Consider the following 16,556-nt stretch of genomic DNA (forward strand, 5'->3'; position numbering starts at 1 on the left):
GAGAGTGATCATGAGTACGTTGCAGTGGACCGGTTTGTTGCTGCTGGCCGCGTTTGCCGGGGCGGTGGTGCCGTTTCAAAGTGCGATCAACAGCAACCTGGCACGGGGACTCGGCCATCCGTTGTGGGCAACTCTGGCCTCGTTGCTGGTGAGTGTGTTGGTGCTGGTGCCGGTGATTCTGGCGTTGCGCCTGCCGCTGCCGTCGCTGGGGTTTATCAGCAAGGCACCCTTGTGGATGTGGGCTGGCGGTGCGTTCGGCGTGTGTTTTGTGGCGCTGGCGGTGATGTTGCTGCCCAGGCTCGGCGCGTCGGGATTTGTTGCGCTGGCGTTGGCCGGGCAGGTGATTGCGTCGATGCTGCTTGATCACTTCGGGCTGTTCGGGCTGGTGGAGAAACAGCTGACGTTATCGCGCGCGCTGGGGTCGTTGTTGCTGATTGGCGGGGTGATGTTGATTCAGTTTGGTGGGGTGTTTGAGAGGAATGTGGCAGCAGTCGGTTAATCCAGAGGGTTATTCGATGTCTGGAAGACAGCCATCGCGAGCAGGCTCACTCCTACAGTTGAAATGCGTTCCCCTGTAGGAGTGAGCCTGCTCGCGATGGCGTCAGAGGTGGCGCGAAAAACCTCGGAACGTGTCGAGGCTGTACCCTGCTCAAAACGCGTTACGGAAAATCTCCTCGATCTGCCGCTGATCCGCCGCCCGTGGGTTGGTCAGACCGCACGCGTCTTTCAGTGCGTTGGTGGCGAGCACTGGAATATCGCTGAGCTTGGCGCCGAGTTCACGCAGGCCGCCCGGTATGTCGACGTCCCTGGCCAGACAACGGATCGCATTGATCGCCGCCTGGGCGCCCTCTTCCGGGCTGAACCCACGAATATCCGCGCCCATGGCGTGGGCGACGTCAGTCAGGCGTTCGGCGCAGACCAGCGCGTTGAAAGTCTGCACGTGCGGCAGCAACACTGCATTGCACACGCCATGGGGCAAGTCGTAGAAACCGCCCAACTGGTGCGCCATCGCATGCACGTAGCCAAGCGATGCGTTGTTGAACGCCATGCCGGCGAGGAACTGCGCGTAAGCCATGTTCTCTCGCGCCGCAAGGTCGCTGCCGTCACGCACCGCCAGACGCAGGTTGTTGCTGATCAGAGTCACGGCCTTCAGTGCGCAGGCGTCGGTGATCGGGTTGGCCGCAGTCGAAACGTAGGCTTCGATGGCGTGGGTCAGCGCGTCCATACCGGTGGCGGCGGTCAGGCTTTTCGGCATGGCGACCATCAGCGCCGGGTCGTTGACCGACAGCAGCGGCGTGACGTTGCGGTCGACGATGGCCATTTTCACGTGGCGTGACTCGTCGGTGATGATGCAGAAACGGGTCATCTCGCTGGCGGTGCCGGCGGTGGTGTTGATAGCGATCAGCGGCAGCTGCGGCTTGCTCGATTGATCGACGCCTTCGTAGTCGCGGATCTGCCCGCCGTTGGTTGCGCACAGGGCGATGCCCTTGGCGCAGTCATGGGGCGAACCACCGCCCAGCGACACCACGAAATCACAGCGACTGTCCTTGAGCAGCGCCAGACCGGACTCGACGTTGGCGATGCTCGGGTTGGGTTTGGCGCCATCGAAGATCACCGAATCGATGTCCTGCATCGCCAGTTTCTCGGCGATCATGGTTGCCACGCCAGCCTTGGCCAGCCCCGTATCAGTGACGATCAGCGCCTTGCGAAAACCATAATTACGGATCGCAACCATGGCCTCGTCGAGGCATCCGTTGCCCATGATGTTTACCGCCGGAATGAAAAAGGTGCTGCTCATGCGCGTCTCCTGACTGGGGCCGAATCGACTGCTCCGATCCGGCGGATGTGCACAGGATCGACCGATCGGTCAGCACCGATGTTGATCTGGCTCAATGCCCGCTCGTGATAAAGTCGCCGTCCATCAGCCCCTATGTTTTGAGATGTGCCAAGCAATGAGCGATTTTCTGGATGTCGATGCCACCCTCGAAGACTGGAGCGCCCTGCGCGCCACCGCCGACTTCAACGGTCTGCTGGTGGGCAATGGCGCCAGTCGCGCGGTGTGGGACGATTTCGGCTACGACTCGCTGTTCGAAAACGCGCGCACCGTGGAAGAGAAACCGCTGAGCCCGTCGGAACTGAGCGTGTTCGACGCGATGCAGACGCGCAGCTTCGAACAAGTGCTCGGTGCGCTGAAAACCACCAGCCGGGTCAACAAGGCGCTGGCGGTCAGCTCGGCCGCACCGCGCAATCGCTATTACGCGATCAAGGAAGCGCTGATCAACAGCGTGCACGCGGTACACATTCCCTGGCGACTGGTGCAGGCCTCGACCCTGACCACGCTCAATGAAGAACTGGCGCGTTATCGCACGGTGTTCACCACCAATTACGATCTGCTCAACTATTGGGCGATCCAGCACCGCAGCGAGGCGATCGATGACCTGTTCAATGGCCCCGACGCCAGTTTCGATCTGAGTGCAAGCAGCAGCGCCAAACCGCGTCTGCTGTACCTGCACGGTGGCCTGCACCTGGTGCGCAATCAGGACGGCACCGCGCGCAAACTGACCTCGACCGAGGGCACCCTGCTCGGCAGTTTCGCGATCAACAATACGATCAAGACCCTGGATGATGTGCCGCTGTTCGTCACCGAAGGGCCGAGCGCGGACAAGCTCAAGACCATCCGCAGTTCGGATTATCTGTCGTTCTGTTATGAGCAGTTATTGGGACACGCGCAGAACCTGTGCATCTTCGGGCATGCGCTGGGCGAGCAGGATGCGCACATCGTGCGGGCGCTGCGGCTGGCAAAACCGGCGAACGTGGCGATCTCGATTTACCCGCGCAGTGCGGCGTTCATCCAGCATCAGAAACGGCATTACGCCAAGGTGTTTGAGGGCACCGGGGTTGCGTTGCGGTTTTTTGATGCGAAGACGCATGCGTTGGGGAATCCGAAGTTGTCAGTGCCCGTCGAAGTCTGAAGCCAATACATCACCTGTGGCGAGGGAGCTTGCTCCCGCTGGGCAGCGAAGCTGCCCCCAAATATCAAGCTGCAAAGCGCTGACTGCTGCGCAGCCAAGCGGGAGCAAGCTCCCTCGCCACAACAGCAGAATCGGCTCATTCTTCGCTGCTGTGCACCACCACCAGCAACTGCGCCTGCACCTCGCCCACCGACCGGATCCGATGCGGTTTCTGCGCATTGAAATGCAGCGCATCGCCGCGCTCCAGCAGCACCCGCTCATTCATGAAATCCACTTCCACCTGCCCTTCGTGGACGAACAGAAACTCCTCGCCCAAGTGCTCCTTGAAGGTCTTGTCGGTGAATTCGCGCGGCGGGTAGATGATGAATGGCAGCAGGTTGCGTTCGCTGACCTGATGCGCCAGCACCGCATAGCCCGGGCTCTGATCATTGGCCGCCAGTGACTGGCGTTCGTGGCTGCGCACCAGACTGTAGCTGTCGAGGCTGACGTTGTCTTCGGAGAACAGTTCCTCGACCTTCACGTTCAGCGCTTTCGCCAGTTTCAGCGCGGCCGCAATCGACGGAGTGTTCAACCCGCGTTCGACTTTCGACAGATAACTCTTGGTCATGCCGGATTTTTCGGCCAGTGCCTCAAGCGTTACGCCAAGTTTTTTTCTCAATAATTTCAAACGGATAGACATGCGCAGCAGTTATTCCATCAAGGAAGCGACAATTCATGCTTGCTTATGACACTTTGTGTCATATAGGCTCTTTCGTGTCATTTGCACTCACCCAAAGGACACAGACATGGCCAAGACATTAGCACTACCCAAAGCGCAACTGGTCAAGCAAGCGCTGACCCAGATGCAAAACACCCTGGCGGATAATACGTGGACTGACCGGCAAAAGCTGGCGCTGACCTGCCGGATCCTGTTCGAGAACGGTCATGACTCCGGTCTGGCCGGACAAATCACCGCTCGCGGCCCACAACCGGGGACCTATTACACTCAACAACTGGGCCTGGGTTTCGATGAAATCACCGCGAGCAATCTGCTGCTGGTCAACGAAGACCTGGAAGTGCTCGAAGGCCACGGCATGGCCAACCCGGCCAACCGTTTCCACAGCTGGGTCTACCGCGCCCGGCCGGACGTGAACTGCATCATCCACACCCATCCGACGCACATTGCCGCACTGTCGATGCTGGAAGTGCCGCTGCAGATTTCCCACATGGATCTGTGCCCGCTGTACGACGACTGCGCGTTTCTCGAAGGCTGGCCAGGCGTGCCGGTTGGTAACGAGGAAGGCGAACTGATCGCCGGGGCACTGGGCGACAAGCGCGCGATTCTGCTGTCGCACCACGGCCAGTTGTCGACCGGCAGCACGATCGAAGAAGCCTGCGTCATCGCCCAATTGATCGAGCGCGCCGCCAGACTGCAGCTGCTGGCGATGGCCGCCGGGACGATCAAGCCGATCATTCCGCAACTGGGTCGCGAGGCCCATGACTGGGTGTCAAAACCCAAACGCCACGCTGCCGCCTTCAACTACTATGCCCGGCAGAACCTGCGCCAACACGCCGATTGCCTGAACTGATTTCAGCTTTTTCCGGAGACTCATCATGTCCAATATTCACGGCATCATCGGCTACACCATCACCCCGTTCGGCACCCATGGCGAAGGCCTCGATCTGCGGGCACTCGGCCAATCCATCGATCGCCTGATCAACAGTGGCGTCCATGCCATCGCCCCGCTCGGCAGCACCGGCGAAGGCGCTTACCTCAGCGACGCCGAGTGGGATCAGGTCGCCGAGTTCAGCATCAAACACGTGGCCAAACGGGTGCCGACCATTGTCAGCGTGTCCGACCTGACCACCGCCAAAGCCGTACGCCGCGCACGCTTCGCTGAAGCCCACGGCGCTGACGTGGTGATGGTGCTGCCGGCGTCGTACTGGAAGCTCACTGAAGCGGAAATCCTCGCGCACTACCGCGCCATCGGCGACAGCATCGGCGTGCCGATCATGCTCTACAACAACCCGGCCACCAGCGGCACCGACATGTCGGTGGAGCTGATTCTGCGCATCGTCAACGGCGTGGAAAACGTGACCATGGTCAAGGAGAGCACCGGCGATATTCAGCGCATGCACAAGCTGCAACTGTTGGGCGACGGTCAGGTACCGTTCTACAACGGCTGCAACCCGCTGGCGCTGGAAGCGTTTGCCGCCGGGGCCAAGGGTTGGTGCACCGCCGCGCCGAACCTGATTCCGCAGCTGAATCTGGATCTGTACGCGGCGTCGCTGGCCGGTGATCTGGAACGGGCACGGGAGTTGTTCTACCGCCAGTTGCCGCTGCTGGACTTCATCCTCAAGGGCGGTTTGCCAGCGACGATCAAGGCTGGATTGCGTGAAACCGGGCTGGAAGTCGGCGCTCCACGACTACCGGTATTCCCGTTGAGCGAGGCGGGACAAACGCAGCTGCAAACCCTCCTCAAGACCCTGCGCTGATCCCAGGCCACACACAAAACCCTGTAGGAGCTGTCGAGTGAAACGAGGCTGCGATCTTTTGATCCTGATCTTTACCATCAAGATCAAAAGATCACAGCGTGCCGCAGCGCCTACAGAGGGATGTGCTGGACTCAGAGCACCGGCAAGGTCTTGTCCTTGATCACTTTGCTCGGCCCGTTGGCCTTGACGCTGGCGATGCCTTTGGCGCAAGCGGCGTCGTTGGAGTACGACTCGCTGCTGCCGATGATCTGGTGGTTGGCGGCCTTGAGGTTGAAGTAAGGATGGCCGTCCTTGGTGGTCTTTTTCTCGTAGCGTTCATCCAGCGGACTGTTGGTCTGCACCGAAGCAATGCCGCTGTCGGCAGCCGCGCGGGTGGTGTAGAGCTCGCTGGTGAGAATGGTTTCGGCGTTGGCGGCCTTCAGCACAAACCTGAACTGGCCGTTGCTGCTTTTGCTCACTTCGTACCATCCGGACATGCGCGTTTCTCCTTGGCGGTTGAGAGGTTTTGCGCCAGTGAGTTAAGACCAGCCCAGGACTTATGTCGCCTGTACCAGTGCCATCGCGGGCAAGCCCGCTCCCACAGAGTTCTTCAGCGACCACAAAATTTTGTGAGCATCAGAGAAACCTGTGGGAGCGGGCTTGCCCGCGATGGGGTCAACTCGGTCGGGGCTATTTTACCCCCGCCCGTACCACCGCCAACGCCGGCGCAGACGTGCGCCGCTGGCTCAGATACCGCGTACAGCTCACCCGCAAAAACGAAGCAAAATTCACCACCTCCCCGCGATAATCCATCACCTCTTCATACAGCTTGGCGATCAACTGGTTGGTGGTCATGCCATCGACTTCGGCGATTTCGCTGAGGATGTCCCAGAACTGGTTTTCCAGGCGCAGCGTCGTCACCACGCCGCAGATGCGCAGCGAGCGCGAGCGGGATTCGTAGAGAATCGGGTCGGCCTTGACGTAGAGCTCGCACATCGGCGAATCCTCGTTACAGGGTGATCTTGGTGCCGAGCAGGCCGAGGAAACCGGCCAGCCAGTTCGGATGCGCCGGCCACGCTGGCGCAGTCGCCAGATTGCCTTGAACGTGGCCGTCGGTCACCGGGATATCGATGAACGTGCCACCGGCCAGGCGCACTTCCGGCGCGCAGGCCGGATAGGCGCTGCATTCGCGCCCTTCGAGAACGCCCGCTGCCGCCAACAGCTGCGCGCCGTGGCAGACCGCGGCAATCGGCTTGCCGGCCTTGTCGAAGGCGCGCACCAGTTCCAGGACTGTCTCGTTCAGGCGCAGGTATTCCGGCGCTCGTCCGCCGGGGATCAGCAGCGCGTCGTAATCGGCCTCGGCGACCTTGGCAAAATCGAAGTTGAGGGCGAACAGGTGACCCGGTTTCTCGCTGTAAGTCTGGTCGCCTTCGAAGTCATGGATCGCGGTGCGCACAGTCTTGCCCGCAGCCTTTTCCGGGCACACGGCGTGCACAGTGTGACCGACCATTTGCAGGGCCTGGAACGGCACCATCACTTCGTAGTCTTCGACGTAATCGCCGACCAGCATCAGGATTTTTTTCGCGGCCATGGGGAGGACTCCTCTGGGAATGGGCTTGCAGGAGTATTCAAGGTAGACCTTATTGTTTCGGGCGGGTAACAACCGGCTACTACGCCTCCCCGCCTTTGTGGCGAGGGAGCTTGCTCCCGCTCGACTGCGCAGCAGGCGCAAAACCTGTTTGCACAGTTTTCCTGAAAAAGCGGGGGCCGCTTCGCAGCCCAGCGGGAGCAAGCTCCCTCGCCACAGGGGATCCAACTGTATGGATAACTCTTTGCCTGGCTGTACCAGCCCGAGCGCCCCGGTTTATGGCTTGATTAAGGCAATCCCCTGCCACCTTCTATTCTGGTTCTCATCATGTCCTCGCGCGAAAACACCGGCATGGCCCTCGGCCTGCTCGGGGTTGTGATTTTCAGCCTGACCCTGCCCTTCACCCGGATTGTGGTGCAGGAACTGCATCCGTTGCTCAACGGCCTCGGCCGCGCGCTGTTTGCGGCAATTCCGGCGGCGGCGCTGTTGTTATGGCGGCGCGAGAAGTGGCCGACCTGGCAGCAGGTCAAAGGCCTGAGCCTGGTAATCGCCGGGGTGATTCTTGGCTTCCCGGTACTGTCGGCGTGGGCCATGCAAACTTTGCCGGCGTCCCATGGCGCACTGGTCAACGGTTTGCAGCCGCTGTGCGTGGCGCTGTATGCCGCCTGGTTGTCCCATGAACGCCCGTCGAAAGCCTTCTGGGCCTGCGCCGCGCTCGGTAGTGCGCTGGTGCTCGGCTACGCGTTGTACACCGGAGCCGGGAGCATTCAGGCCGGTGACTTGTTGATGCTCGGCGCAATTGCCGTCGGTGGTCTGGGCTATGCCGAAGGTGGCCGGTTGGCCAAGGAAATGGGCGGCTGGCAGGTAATCTGCTGGGCGCTGGTGCTGTCGACGCCGCTGCTGATCGGGCCAGTCTTGTATCTGGCGCTGCAACATCACGGTGCAGTGTCAGCCAAGGCCTGGTGGGCGTTCGGCTATGTGGCGCTGTTTTCGCAGTTCCTCGGGTTCTTCGCCTGGTACGCCGGGCTGGCGATGGGCGGGATCGCGCGGGTCAGTCAGATCCAGTTACTGCAGATCTTTTTCACCATCGCGTTTTCGGCGCTGTTCTTTGGCGAACATGTCGAGCCGATCACCTGGGTGTTTGCCTGTGGGGTCATCGCGACGGTGATGCTTGGGCGCAAGACCGCAGTAAAATCAAATGTGGGAGCGAGCTTGCTCGCGAAGGGGCCGTAACAGTCGACATCATCGTTGACTGTCAGTCCGCTTTCGCGAGCAAGCTCGCTCCCACAGGATCAGAGGTATCCATCCGAACGCAGCAGCGTTTCCAGACAGTGCTCGCTGATGTTGTAGAACGCTTTCAACTCGGCAATCTTCACCAGCAACTGGGCCGGGTCGACCGGCTCGGCGCGTTTCACCGCCAGAATCATCTTGTTCTTGTTGGTGTGTTCCAGCGAGATGAACTCGAACACTTTGGTTTCGTAACCGCAGGCTTCGAGGAACAACGCGCGCAGGCTGTCGGTGACCATTTCCGCCTGCTGGCCCAGGTGCAGACCATATTGCAACATCGGCTTGAGCAGCGCCGGGCTCTGGATCTGCAGGCGGATCTGCTTGTGGCAGCACGGCGAGCACATGATGATCGACGCGCCGGAACGGATGCCGGTGTGGATCGCGTAGTCGGTGGCGATGTCGCAGGCATGCAGGGCGATCATCCCGTCCAGTTCGCTCGGCGCCACGCTGCGCACGTCACCGCACTTGAACACCAGCCCCGGGTGTTCCAGCTTGGCCGCAGCGGCGTTGCACAGGTTGACCATTTCTTCGCGCAGCTCGACGCCGATGACTTCGCCTTCGGCCTTGAGCGTGTTGCGCAGGTAATCGTGAATCGCGAACGTCAGGTAGCCCTTGCCCGAACCGAAATCCGCCACCCGCACCGGCTTGTCCAGCGCCAGCGGTGAGGAGGTCAGGGCGTGGCTGAAGACTTCGATGAACTTGTTGATCTGCTTCCACTTGCGCGACATCGCCGGGATCAGCTCATGCTGCGCGTTGGTCACGCCCAGATCCTTGAGGAACGGCCGGCTCAGGTCCAGAAAACGGTTTTTCTCACGGTTGTGCTCGGCGGACGGTGCTTCACGCAATTGCTGAGGCTTGCTCTTGAACAGCGAACTCTTGCCCTTTTTGCTGTATTCGAGCTGGGCTTCGTCGGTCACGGTCAGCAAATGCGCATTCTTGAACGCGGCCGGCAACAGCTCGGCAATCACCGCCACGCCTTCGGCCAACGGCAGGTTCTTGGTGATGTCGCGGGTCTTGTAGCGATAAACGAACGACAGGTTGGGCTGCGCCTTGACCGTCACTGCCTTGATGATGATCCGCTGCAGATCCGCCTCTTCGCCCACGTATTTGGCCAGCACCAGTTTGATGAAACCGTTCTGTTCGAGGCTGGTTTGCAGCAGCTCGATGAACTGGGCGTGATGGTCTGGCGTGGGTTTGGTGGAGGGGGCGGTAACGGACATGGACAAGCGGCCTCGAACGGGCGAAATCGGAAGTGGCGGGTATTTTAGGGGGGATGGCGGTTGGGGACACGCTCTTATTTACCCAACGGCACCAGAACCTATTGCACCGGGTCTTTTGTGGCGAGGGAGCTTGCTCCCGCTCGGCTGCGCAGCAGTCGTTAAAACAGGCGACTACTTACTCCAGACAAACCGCGTTTACCGGGTTCAGGGCCGCTTCGCGCCCCAGCGGGAGCAAGCTCCCTCGCCACAGGGAATGACTGCGCCCAGAGACTCAACCCAACACAATCAACCGATTGGGCAATTCATTCCTCACCTGCGTCACCGGTACGTGCACCTTGAGCAGTTCACCGCAGGCCTCGATGCAGGTGACAAACCCTTCTAGCGTGCGGCCATGACGCACCTGCTCGGTGAACGCGGCGACAATCGTGTCCCAGCTGTTGTTGTCCAGCCGTCGGGAGATCCCCTCGTCTACCAGAATCTCCACGTAACGCTCGGCTTCGCAGACAAAGATCAACATGCCGGTGCTGCCCACGGTGTGATGCAGGTTCTGTTCGAGAAACTGCCGCCGCGCCAGGTTGGACGCGCGCCAGTGGCGCACACGGCGCGGGATCAGGTGGGTGGTGATTTTCGGCAGACGAAACAGCAGGCACAGGACGATGAACAACCCCCACTGCACCAGCAGCAGGCTGCGCATGGTCAGCCAGCCCGTCAGGTAATGAACGATGCCCGGCACCAGCAGCGCCAGCAGGCTGGCCCACAGCAGCGGAATGTACGCGTAGTCATCGGCGCGGGCCGCCAGCACTGTGACCAGTTCGGCGTCGGTGTCGCGCTCGACCCGGGCGATCGCCTCGGCGACTTTGCGTTGTTCGTGTTCAGTCAGTAATGCCATGTCGAAAAGTGCCTGATCATTATTGTTGTGTGTTCACCAGCCGCCGGACGAACCGCCGCCGCCGAAACTGCCCCCGCCGCCGCTGAAGCCCCCACCTCCGCCGCCGCCAAAACCACCACCACCGAAACCGCCTCCGCCACCGGAGCCACCCCGGCCGGCGGGAAGGATACCGAGCATCTGGCAGACAAACACGGTCAGGATGAACAACACCACCAGAAAAACGAACAACAGCGGGTGACGCGAGACAAAATCGCTCTGCGGATCGCCGCTCGACTCATACACCGTCGACGGCTCGTCCAGCGGATTGCCGCCAAGCACCACCAGCATCGCCGCCACGCCGTCGCTGATGCCCTTGCTGAAATTGCCAGCCTTGAACGCCGGGGTGATAACCTGATGGATGATCACCGAGGTCTGAGCATCGGTCAGCCGATCCTCCAGACCGTAGCCGACTTCGATGCGCAGCTTGCGCTCGTCACGGGCAACGATCAGCAGCGCGCCGTTGTTCTTGTCCTTCTGGCCGATGCCCCAGTGCCGGCCCAGTTGCACGCCGTAATCCTCGATGGTGGTGCCCTGCAGATCAGGCACCGTGACCACCACCAGTTGCTCGCCGGTGGCCTGCTCGTGAGCCTGCAATTGCTGGCTCAACTGGGCGCGCACCGACGGCTCGATCATCTGCGCTTCGTCCACCACCCGCCCGCTCAGCGCCGGGAACGTCAACTCGGCCCGGGCGCTGACGGCGAACAGCCAGAGCATCAGCACCAGGCCTATCTTCAACACACGCATGAATACCCTCCACCGATCCTCCTGTAGGAGCTGCCGCAGGCTGCGATCTTTTGCTTTTAAAAAATCAAGATCAAAAGATCGCAGCCTGCGGCAGCTCCTACAGGGGGTTGTCAGAACTTCACTTCCGGGGCCTTTTCCGCACCGGGGGTGGTGGCTTCGAAGGTTTCGCGAATTGGCAGATCGCTGTACATCACGCTGTGCCAGAGGCGACCGGGGAAGGTGCGGATCTCGGTGTTGTATTTCTGCACCGCCAGAATGAAATCGCGCCGCGCCACGGCAATCCGGTTTTCCGTGCCTTCGAGCTGCGATTGCAGGGCGAGAAAGTTCTGGTTGGCCTTCAGGTCCGGATAACGTTCGGAGACCACCATCAGACGGCTGAGCGCACCGCTCAACTGATCCTGGGCCTGCTGGAACTGTTTGAGTTTTTCCGGGTTGTCGAGGGTGCTGGCATCGACCTGGATCGACGTCGCCTTGGCCCGCGCCTCGACCACTGCGGTCAGGGTCGCCTCTTCATGTTTGGCGTAGCCTCTGACAGTCTCCACCAGGTTGGGGATCAGATCGGCACGGCGCTGATACTGGTTCTGGACCTGGCCCCAGGCGGCTTTCGCCTGTTCGTCGAGGGTCGGGATATTGTTGATGCCGCACGCGGTCAACAAGGTGGCGAGGACCAGCAGCGTGGCGACCTGCAAACGCGAACGGTAGGTTGGACTGACATTCATCAAAGTGATGCTCCCTGGCGTATTTCATAAAAAACCGACCGTGAAACCTTCTGCATCGGCGGTTGGGGCATAATCGGCCGCGCCACTGGATTGCAACGGGCCGATGGGCTAAAAAGAGGCCCTGCGCAAACGCTGCCGAGTGTCGGCGGGCGTTTTTGGCTCGGTCATTTTGAGCCTGCACCCGAACAACAATAGTCGCTCCCTAACTTTTGGCTGGCCGGCATTGCATTGCCGCTTGGGCCCTTGAGAAAAATATTCATGAAGAAGCTGTGTTTGCTGGGTCTGTTCGTCAGCCTGGCCAGTCATCAAGTATTGGCCGCCACGACCCCGGCACCCCTGGAAAACAAGGACGCGTTCATCAGCAATCTGATGAAGCAAATGACCCTCGATGAAAAGATCGGCCAGTTGCGCCTGATCAGCATCGGCCCGGAAATGCCTCGCGAGTTGATCCGCAAAGAGATCGCCGCCGGCAACATCGGCGGCACGTTCAACTCGATCACTCGCCCGGAAAACCGTCCGATGCAGGACGCGGCGATGCGCAGTCGCCTGAAGATTCCGATGTTTTTTGCGTACGACGTGATCCACGGTCACCGTACGATTTTCCCGATTCCGCTGGCCCTGGCCTCGAGCTGGGACATGGACGCCATCGGCCAGTCCGGGCGCGTTGCCGCCAAAGAAGCTGCGGCCGACAGCCTCGACATCACCTTCGCGCCGATGGTCGACATCTCCCGCGATCCGCGCTGGGGCCGCAGCTCCGAAGGCTTCGGTGAAGACACCTACCTGACCTCGCGCATCGCCAAAGTGATGGTCAAGGCCTATCAGGGCGACACGCCGAGCGCGGCTGACAGCATCATGGCCAGCGTCAAGCACTTCGCCTTGTATGGCGCGGTCGAGGGCGGTCGCGACTACAACGTCGTCGACATGAGCCCGGTGAAGATGTACCAGGATTACCTGCCACCGTACCGCGCGGCGATCGACGCCGGTGCCGGTGGGGTGATGGTGGCGTTGAACTCGATCAACGGCATTCCGGCCACGGCCAACACCTGGCTGATGAACGACCTGCTGCGCAAGGACTGGGGCTTCAAAGGCCTGGCGGTCAGCGACCACGGCGCGATCTTCGAACTGATCAAGCACGGCGTGGCCGCCGACGGTCGTGAAGCGGCGAAGCTGGCGATCAAGGCCGGCATCGACATGAGCATGAACGACACCCTGTACGGCAAAGAGCTGCCGGGGCTGCTCAAGTCCGGCGAGATCGAGCAGAAAGACATCGACAACGCGGTGCGCGAAGTGCTCGCCGCCAAGTACGACATGGGCCTGTTCAAGGATCCGTACCTGCGCATCGGCAAGGCCGAGGATGATCCGGCCGACACCTACGCCGAAAGCCGTCTGCACCGCGCCGAGGCCCGTGACGTGGCACGTCGCAGCCTGGTGCTGCTGAAGAACCAGAACGACACCCTGCCGCTGAAGAAAGACGCAAAAGTCATGCTGGTCGGCCCATTGGCCAAGGCACCCATCGACATGATGGGCAGCTGGGCCGCTGCGGGCAAACCTGCGCAATCAGTCACCCTGTTCGACGGCATGAGCTCGGTGATCGGCGACAAGGCCAACCTGATCTACGCCCGTGGCGCCAACATCACCAGCGACAAGAAGGTTCTGGATTACCTGAACTTCCTCAACTTCGACGCCCCGGAAGTGGTCGATGATCCGCGCCCGGCCAACGTGTTGATCGACGAAGCGGTAAAAGCGGCCAAGGACGCCGACGTGATCGTCGCCGCCGTTGGCGAGTCCCGTGGCATGTCCCACGAGTCCTCCAGCCGTACCGACCTGAACATCCCGGAAAACCAGCGCGAGTTGATCCGCGCATTGAAAGCCACGGGCAAACCGCTGGTACTGGTGTTGATGAACGGCCGTCCGCTGACCATCCTCGAAGAGAACCAGTCGGCTGATGCGATTCTGGAAACCTGGTTCAGCGGCACCGAGGGCGGTAACGCCATCGCCGACGTGCTGTTCGGCGACTACAACCCGTCGGGCAAACTGCCGGTGACCTTCCCGCGCTCCGTGGGCCAGATCCCGACCTACTACAACCACCTGAGCATTGGCCGGCCGTTCACGCCGGGCAAACCGGGCAACTACACCTCGCAATATTTCGATGACACCACCGGCCCGCTGTTCCCGTTCGGTTACGGCCTGAGCTACACCCGGTTCACGCTGAGCGACATGGCGCTGTCCTCGACCACGCTGAACAAGACCGGCAAGCTCGATGCCAGTGTCACCCTGAAAAACACCGGCAAACGTGACGGCGAAACCGTGGTGCAGCTGTACATCCAGGACGTTGCCGGCTCGATGATTCGCCCGGTGAAGGAACTGAAGAACTTCCAGAAAATCATGCTCAAGGCCGGCGAACAGAAAGTCGTGCACTTCACCATCACCGAAGATGACCTGAAGTTCTACAACGCCCAGCTCAAGTACGCGGCAGAGCCTGGCAAGTTCAACGTGCAGATCGGCCTGGATTCGCAGGATGTGACGCAGCAGAGTTTTGAGTTGCTGTAACAAACACCGCAATACCCTGTAGGAGCTGCCGAAGGCTGCGATCTTTTGATCTTGATTTTGGTTTAGAAACACAAGATCAAAAGATCGCAGCCTTCGGCAGCTCCTACAGGGGAATGGTGTTTGGCGGTTATCCGCGCCGATCGAGAATGTTGACCACCAGCCGATCCACCCATCCCCAGATCCGCTGCTTCACTCGCCGCCACAACGGCCGGCGCTGCCACTCCTCCAAACTGACCTGCTGACTCAGGCCGAAATCCTTCTCGAAACTCTGCACCACCGCTGCCGTCAACGCCGGGTCCAGCGCCTCCAGATTCGCCTCCAGATTGAAGCGCAGGTTCCAATGGTCGAAGTTGCACGAACCGATGCTCACCCACTCGTCCACCAGGACCATTTTCAGATGCAGGAAACACGGCTGATATTCGAAGATCTGCACCCCGGCCTTGAGCAGGCGCGGGTAGTAGCGATGGCCGGCGTAGCGTACCGACGGGTGATCGGTGCGCGGCCCGGTGAGCAACAGCCGCACATCGACACCACGGGCCGCAGCCTTGCGCAGCGAGCGGCGGATTTTCCAGGTCGGCAGGAAATACGGGGTGGCCATCCAGATGCGTTTCTGCCCGCTGTTGAGGGCGCGAAACAACGATTGCAGAATGTCGCGATGCTGACGCGCATCGGCATAGGCCACTCGCCCCATGCCCTCACCCATGTCCGGGACTTTGGGCAGGCGCGGCAGACCGACATGCGCGGAAGGTTTCCAGGCCCGGCGATGGCGGTTGGCGATCCACTGGCGATCGAACAGCACTTGCCAGTCGAGCACCAGCGGGCCGCGAATTTCCACCATCACTTCGTGCCACTCGCTGCTGTCCTGCCCCGGCGTCCAGAACTCATCGGTGACACCGGTACCGCCGACCACTGCCAGACGCTGATCGACCAGCAGCAATTTGCGGTGATCGCGGTAGAAATTGCCGACCCAGCGCCGCCAGTTCAGGCGATTGTAGAAACGCAGTTCGACCCCGGCTTTGGTCAGGCGCTGACGCAGGTGCAAGGTAAACGCGAGACTGCCGTAGTCATCGAACAGGCAGCGCACCCGCACCCCGCGCTCGGCGGCCTGCACCAGCGCCTGAACCACGGCCTCGGCACAAGCGCCCGCCTCCACCAGATACAACTCCAGCTCGACCTGCTCCTCGGCGCGGGCAATCTCCACCAGCATGCGCGGGAAGAATTGCGGGCCGTCGATCAACAGTTCGAACCGGTTGCCGTCACGCCACGGAAACACCGCGCCGCGCATGTCAGCGCGCCGTGAAAATCAGTACCGCACCCACCGGCACCGACAGACTGATGGCCGACAGACCAGCGAGGTTGCGCAGGGTTTCCAGCCCCGGAACCAGGTCGAAGTCTTCGGCGTTGATCACCAGCGGTTCGAGGGTCACCACTTGAAAACGCCGGTCATCGAGGCGGGTTGCGAGCAACTCCGCCGGGTATTCGTGTTGCTTGCCGTGCAGGTTGACGGTCAGTGGCAAACGCAATTCCAGCTGCGCGCCGGGGGCCAGATCGTTGATCGGGCGCAGGTCGATTTGGGTGCTGATGGTCGCTTCGGGGAATTGCTCGATCTGGAACAGCTCCTTGCGCATGCGCTCGTCGCGCAGCGGGATGCCGCTGTTGATCGATTCCAGCTCGACTTCGACCTCGGCCCGACCGTCGGGATCGACCTTGCCGTGCAGCACCAGAAAGCGTTGCACTTCGGAAATGTGGGCGTTTTTCGTGCTGACAAACGACAGCCGCGACGACTCGCCATCCAGATACCAATTGGCCTGCACCGGCAATGCGGCAGAGGCCAGCAGCAGACTGACAAAGGCTTTGTAGAGGGAGCGGTTGAACATTGAACACTCGTTGGGCGATAAACCTGCACGAACCTTAACCGCCCACGCCGTTATTGCAAACTGATCGCCGCAAATCTATCGATTGGTGAAAATCCCTGTGGGAGCTGGCTTGCCAGCGATAGCGGCGGGACAGGCTATATCTCTGTTGACTGACACACCGTCATCGCTGGCAAGCCAGCTCCCACAGGGTTATCTATTGACTGGAGGATCGAGGGTT

At 60.8% G+C, this 16,556-nt stretch carries 17 protein-coding genes; 6 read left to right on the plus strand and 11 right to left on the minus strand.

Annotated features, from left to right (window positions below; all coding sequences use genetic code 11):
* Window positions 1-10: 10 nt before the first annotated feature.
* Window positions 11-499: a DMT family transporter gene (locus ACU680_RS20200; RefSeq protein ID WP_448180350.1), complete on the plus strand. Its 489-nt coding sequence runs from the start codon at window positions 11-13 to the stop codon at window positions 497-499.
* A 150-nt stretch (window positions 500-649) separates the two neighbouring features.
* On the opposite strand, the gene yiaY is transcribed toward ACU680_RS20200, so the two are convergent.
* Window positions 650-1,798: an L-threonine dehydrogenase gene (gene yiaY / locus ACU680_RS20205; RefSeq protein ID WP_448180351.1), complete on the minus strand. Its 1,149-nt coding sequence runs from the start codon at window positions 1,796-1,798 to the stop codon at window positions 650-652.
* A 154-nt stretch (window positions 1,799-1,952) separates the two neighbouring features.
* Here yiaY and ACU680_RS20210 point away from each other — a divergent pair, with 154 nt between their 5' ends.
* Complete coding sequence (locus ACU680_RS20210; protein WP_448180352.1) at window positions 1,953-2,972, plus strand: DUF4917 family protein; 1,020 nt, start codon at window positions 1,953-1,955, stop codon at window positions 2,970-2,972.
* Window positions 2,973-3,108: 136 nt separating this feature from the next.
* Here the strand turns inward: ACU680_RS20210 and ACU680_RS20215 are convergent, their stop codons facing one another.
* A complete protein-coding gene (locus ACU680_RS20215; RefSeq protein WP_027614428.1) occupies window positions 3,109-3,651 on the minus strand; it encodes a helix-turn-helix domain-containing protein in 543 nt (180 codons plus the stop codon).
* 106 nt (window positions 3,652-3,757) lie between these two features.
* Between ACU680_RS20215 and ACU680_RS20220 the strand changes: the two genes are divergently transcribed.
* On the plus strand, window positions 3,758-4,540 hold the full coding sequence (locus ACU680_RS20220; RefSeq protein WP_367083572.1) for an aldolase: 783 nt from the start codon (window positions 3,758-3,760) through the stop codon (window positions 4,538-4,540).
* Window positions 4,541-4,562: 22 nt separating this feature from the next.
* On the plus strand, window positions 4,563-5,447 hold the full coding sequence (locus ACU680_RS20225) for a dihydrodipicolinate synthase family protein (protein WP_448180374.1): 885 nt from the start codon (window positions 4,563-4,565) through the stop codon (window positions 5,445-5,447).
* A gap of 131 nt (window positions 5,448-5,578) precedes the next feature.
* On the opposite strand, the gene ACU680_RS20230 is transcribed toward ACU680_RS20225, so the two are convergent.
* The 3 genes from ACU680_RS20230 to ACU680_RS20240 all read right to left on the minus strand — a co-directional run bounded on the left by ACU680_RS20230 (window position 5,579) and on the right by ACU680_RS20240 (window position 7,017).
* The gene (locus ACU680_RS20230) at window positions 5,579-5,923 is read right to left on the minus strand and encodes a YegP family protein (RefSeq protein ID WP_041070456.1); all 345 of its coding nucleotides are present in this window, start codon (window positions 5,921-5,923) and stop codon (window positions 5,579-5,581) included.
* A gap of 193 nt (window positions 5,924-6,116) precedes the next feature.
* Window positions 6,117-6,422, minus strand: a complete 306-nt coding sequence (locus tag ACU680_RS20235; RefSeq protein ID WP_448180353.1) for a ribbon-helix-helix domain-containing protein — start codon at window positions 6,420-6,422, stop codon at window positions 6,117-6,119.
* A 13-nt stretch (window positions 6,423-6,435) separates the two neighbouring features.
* A complete protein-coding gene (locus ACU680_RS20240) occupies window positions 6,436-7,017 on the minus strand; it encodes a DJ-1/PfpI family protein (protein ID WP_448180354.1) in 582 nt (193 codons plus the stop codon).
* 324 nt (window positions 7,018-7,341) lie between these two features.
* On the opposite strand from ACU680_RS20240, the gene ACU680_RS20245 reads away from it, so the two are divergent.
* Entirely contained in the window at window positions 7,342-8,247 is a 906-nt protein-coding gene (locus ACU680_RS20245; RefSeq protein ID WP_448180355.1) for a DMT family transporter, read from the plus strand.
* A gap of 59 nt (window positions 8,248-8,306) precedes the next feature.
* Here ACU680_RS20245 and ACU680_RS20250 read toward each other — a convergent pair whose 3' ends face one another.
* From ACU680_RS20250 to ACU680_RS20265, 4 genes are all read right to left on the minus strand, one after another.
* On the minus strand, window positions 8,307-9,521 hold the full coding sequence (locus ACU680_RS20250; RefSeq protein WP_448180356.1) for a class I SAM-dependent methyltransferase: 1,215 nt from the start codon (window positions 9,519-9,521) through the stop codon (window positions 8,307-8,309).
* Between the two features lie 271 nt (window positions 9,522-9,792).
* A complete protein-coding gene (locus ACU680_RS20255; protein WP_448180357.1) occupies window positions 9,793-10,410 on the minus strand; it encodes a TPM domain-containing protein in 618 nt (205 codons plus the stop codon).
* Window positions 10,411-10,443: 33 nt separating this feature from the next.
* The gene (locus ACU680_RS20260) at window positions 10,444-11,193 is read right to left on the minus strand and encodes a TPM domain-containing protein (RefSeq protein WP_448180358.1); all 750 of its coding nucleotides are present in this window, start codon (window positions 11,191-11,193) and stop codon (window positions 10,444-10,446) included.
* A gap of 110 nt (window positions 11,194-11,303) precedes the next feature.
* A complete protein-coding gene (locus ACU680_RS20265; protein WP_007963199.1) occupies window positions 11,304-11,912 on the minus strand; it encodes a LemA family protein in 609 nt (202 codons plus the stop codon).
* Window positions 11,913-12,170: 258 nt separating this feature from the next.
* Here ACU680_RS20265 and bglX point away from each other — a divergent pair, with 258 nt between their 5' ends.
* On the plus strand, window positions 12,171-14,462 hold the full coding sequence (bglX, locus tag ACU680_RS20270; RefSeq protein WP_007963198.1) for a beta-glucosidase BglX: 2,292 nt from the start codon (window positions 12,171-12,173) through the stop codon (window positions 14,460-14,462).
* 127 nt (window positions 14,463-14,589) lie between these two features.
* Here bglX and ACU680_RS20275 read toward each other — a convergent pair whose 3' ends face one another.
* Complete coding sequence (locus ACU680_RS20275; protein ID WP_400759440.1) at window positions 14,590-15,747, minus strand: phospholipase D-like domain-containing protein; 1,158 nt, start codon at window positions 15,745-15,747, stop codon at window positions 14,590-14,592.
* 1 nt (window position 15,748) lies between these two features.
* Window positions 15,749-16,339, minus strand: a complete 591-nt coding sequence (locus ACU680_RS20280; protein ID WP_448180359.1) for a YceI family protein — start codon at window positions 16,337-16,339, stop codon at window positions 15,749-15,751.
* Window positions 16,340-16,556 lie beyond the last annotated feature (217 nt).

It is taken from the genome of Pseudomonas sp. LF020, assembly GCF_053456425.1.

Excerpts from the sequence above, each read along its gene's own strand:
- ACU680_RS20240 (WP_448180354.1), bottom strand. The coding sequence starts at position 7,017 with ATGGCCGCGAAAAAAATCCTGATGCTGGTCGGCGATTACGTCGAAGAC.
- ACU680_RS20220 (WP_367083572.1), top strand. The coding sequence starts at position 3,758 with ATGGCCAAGACATTAGCACTACCCAAAGCGCAACTGGTCAAGCAAGCG.
- ACU680_RS20215 (WP_027614428.1), bottom strand. The coding sequence starts at position 3,651 with ATGTCTATCCGTTTGAAATTATTGAGAAAAAAACTTGGCGTAACGCTT.
- ACU680_RS20245 (WP_448180355.1), top strand. The coding sequence starts at position 7,342 with ATGTCCTCGCGCGAAAACACCGGCATGGCCCTCGGCCTGCTCGGGGTT.
- ACU680_RS20200 (WP_448180350.1), top strand. The coding sequence starts at position 11 with ATGAGTACGTTGCAGTGGACCGGTTTGTTGCTGCTGGCCGCGTTTGCC.
- bglX (WP_007963198.1), top strand. The coding sequence starts at position 12,171 with ATGAAGAAGCTGTGTTTGCTGGGTCTGTTCGTCAGCCTGGCCAGTCAT.
- ACU680_RS20210 (WP_448180352.1), top strand. The coding sequence starts at position 1,953 with ATGAGCGATTTTCTGGATGTCGATGCCACCCTCGAAGACTGGAGCGCC.
- ACU680_RS20265 (WP_007963199.1), bottom strand. The coding sequence starts at position 11,912 with ATGAATGTCAGTCCAACCTACCGTTCGCGTTTGCAGGTCGCCACGCTG.
- ACU680_RS20260 (WP_448180358.1), bottom strand. The coding sequence starts at position 11,193 with ATGCGTGTGTTGAAGATAGGCCTGGTGCTGATGCTCTGGCTGTTCGCC.
- ACU680_RS20250 (WP_448180356.1), bottom strand. The coding sequence starts at position 9,521 with ATGTCCGTTACCGCCCCCTCCACCAAACCCACGCCAGACCATCACGCC.
- yiaY (WP_448180351.1), bottom strand. The coding sequence starts at position 1,798 with ATGAGCAGCACCTTTTTCATTCCGGCGGTAAACATCATGGGCAACGGA.
- ACU680_RS20230 (WP_041070456.1), bottom strand. The coding sequence starts at position 5,923 with ATGTCCGGATGGTACGAAGTGAGCAAAAGCAGCAACGGCCAGTTCAGG.
- ACU680_RS20255 (WP_448180357.1), bottom strand. The coding sequence starts at position 10,410 with ATGGCATTACTGACTGAACACGAACAACGCAAAGTCGCCGAGGCGATC.
- ACU680_RS20275 (WP_400759440.1), bottom strand. The coding sequence starts at position 15,747 with ATGCGCGGCGCGGTGTTTCCGTGGCGTGACGGCAACCGGTTCGAACTG.
- ACU680_RS20235 (WP_448180353.1), bottom strand. The coding sequence starts at position 6,422 with ATGTGCGAGCTCTACGTCAAGGCCGACCCGATTCTCTACGAATCCCGC.
- ACU680_RS20280 (WP_448180359.1), bottom strand. The coding sequence starts at position 16,339 with ATGTTCAACCGCTCCCTCTACAAAGCCTTTGTCAGTCTGCTGCTGGCC.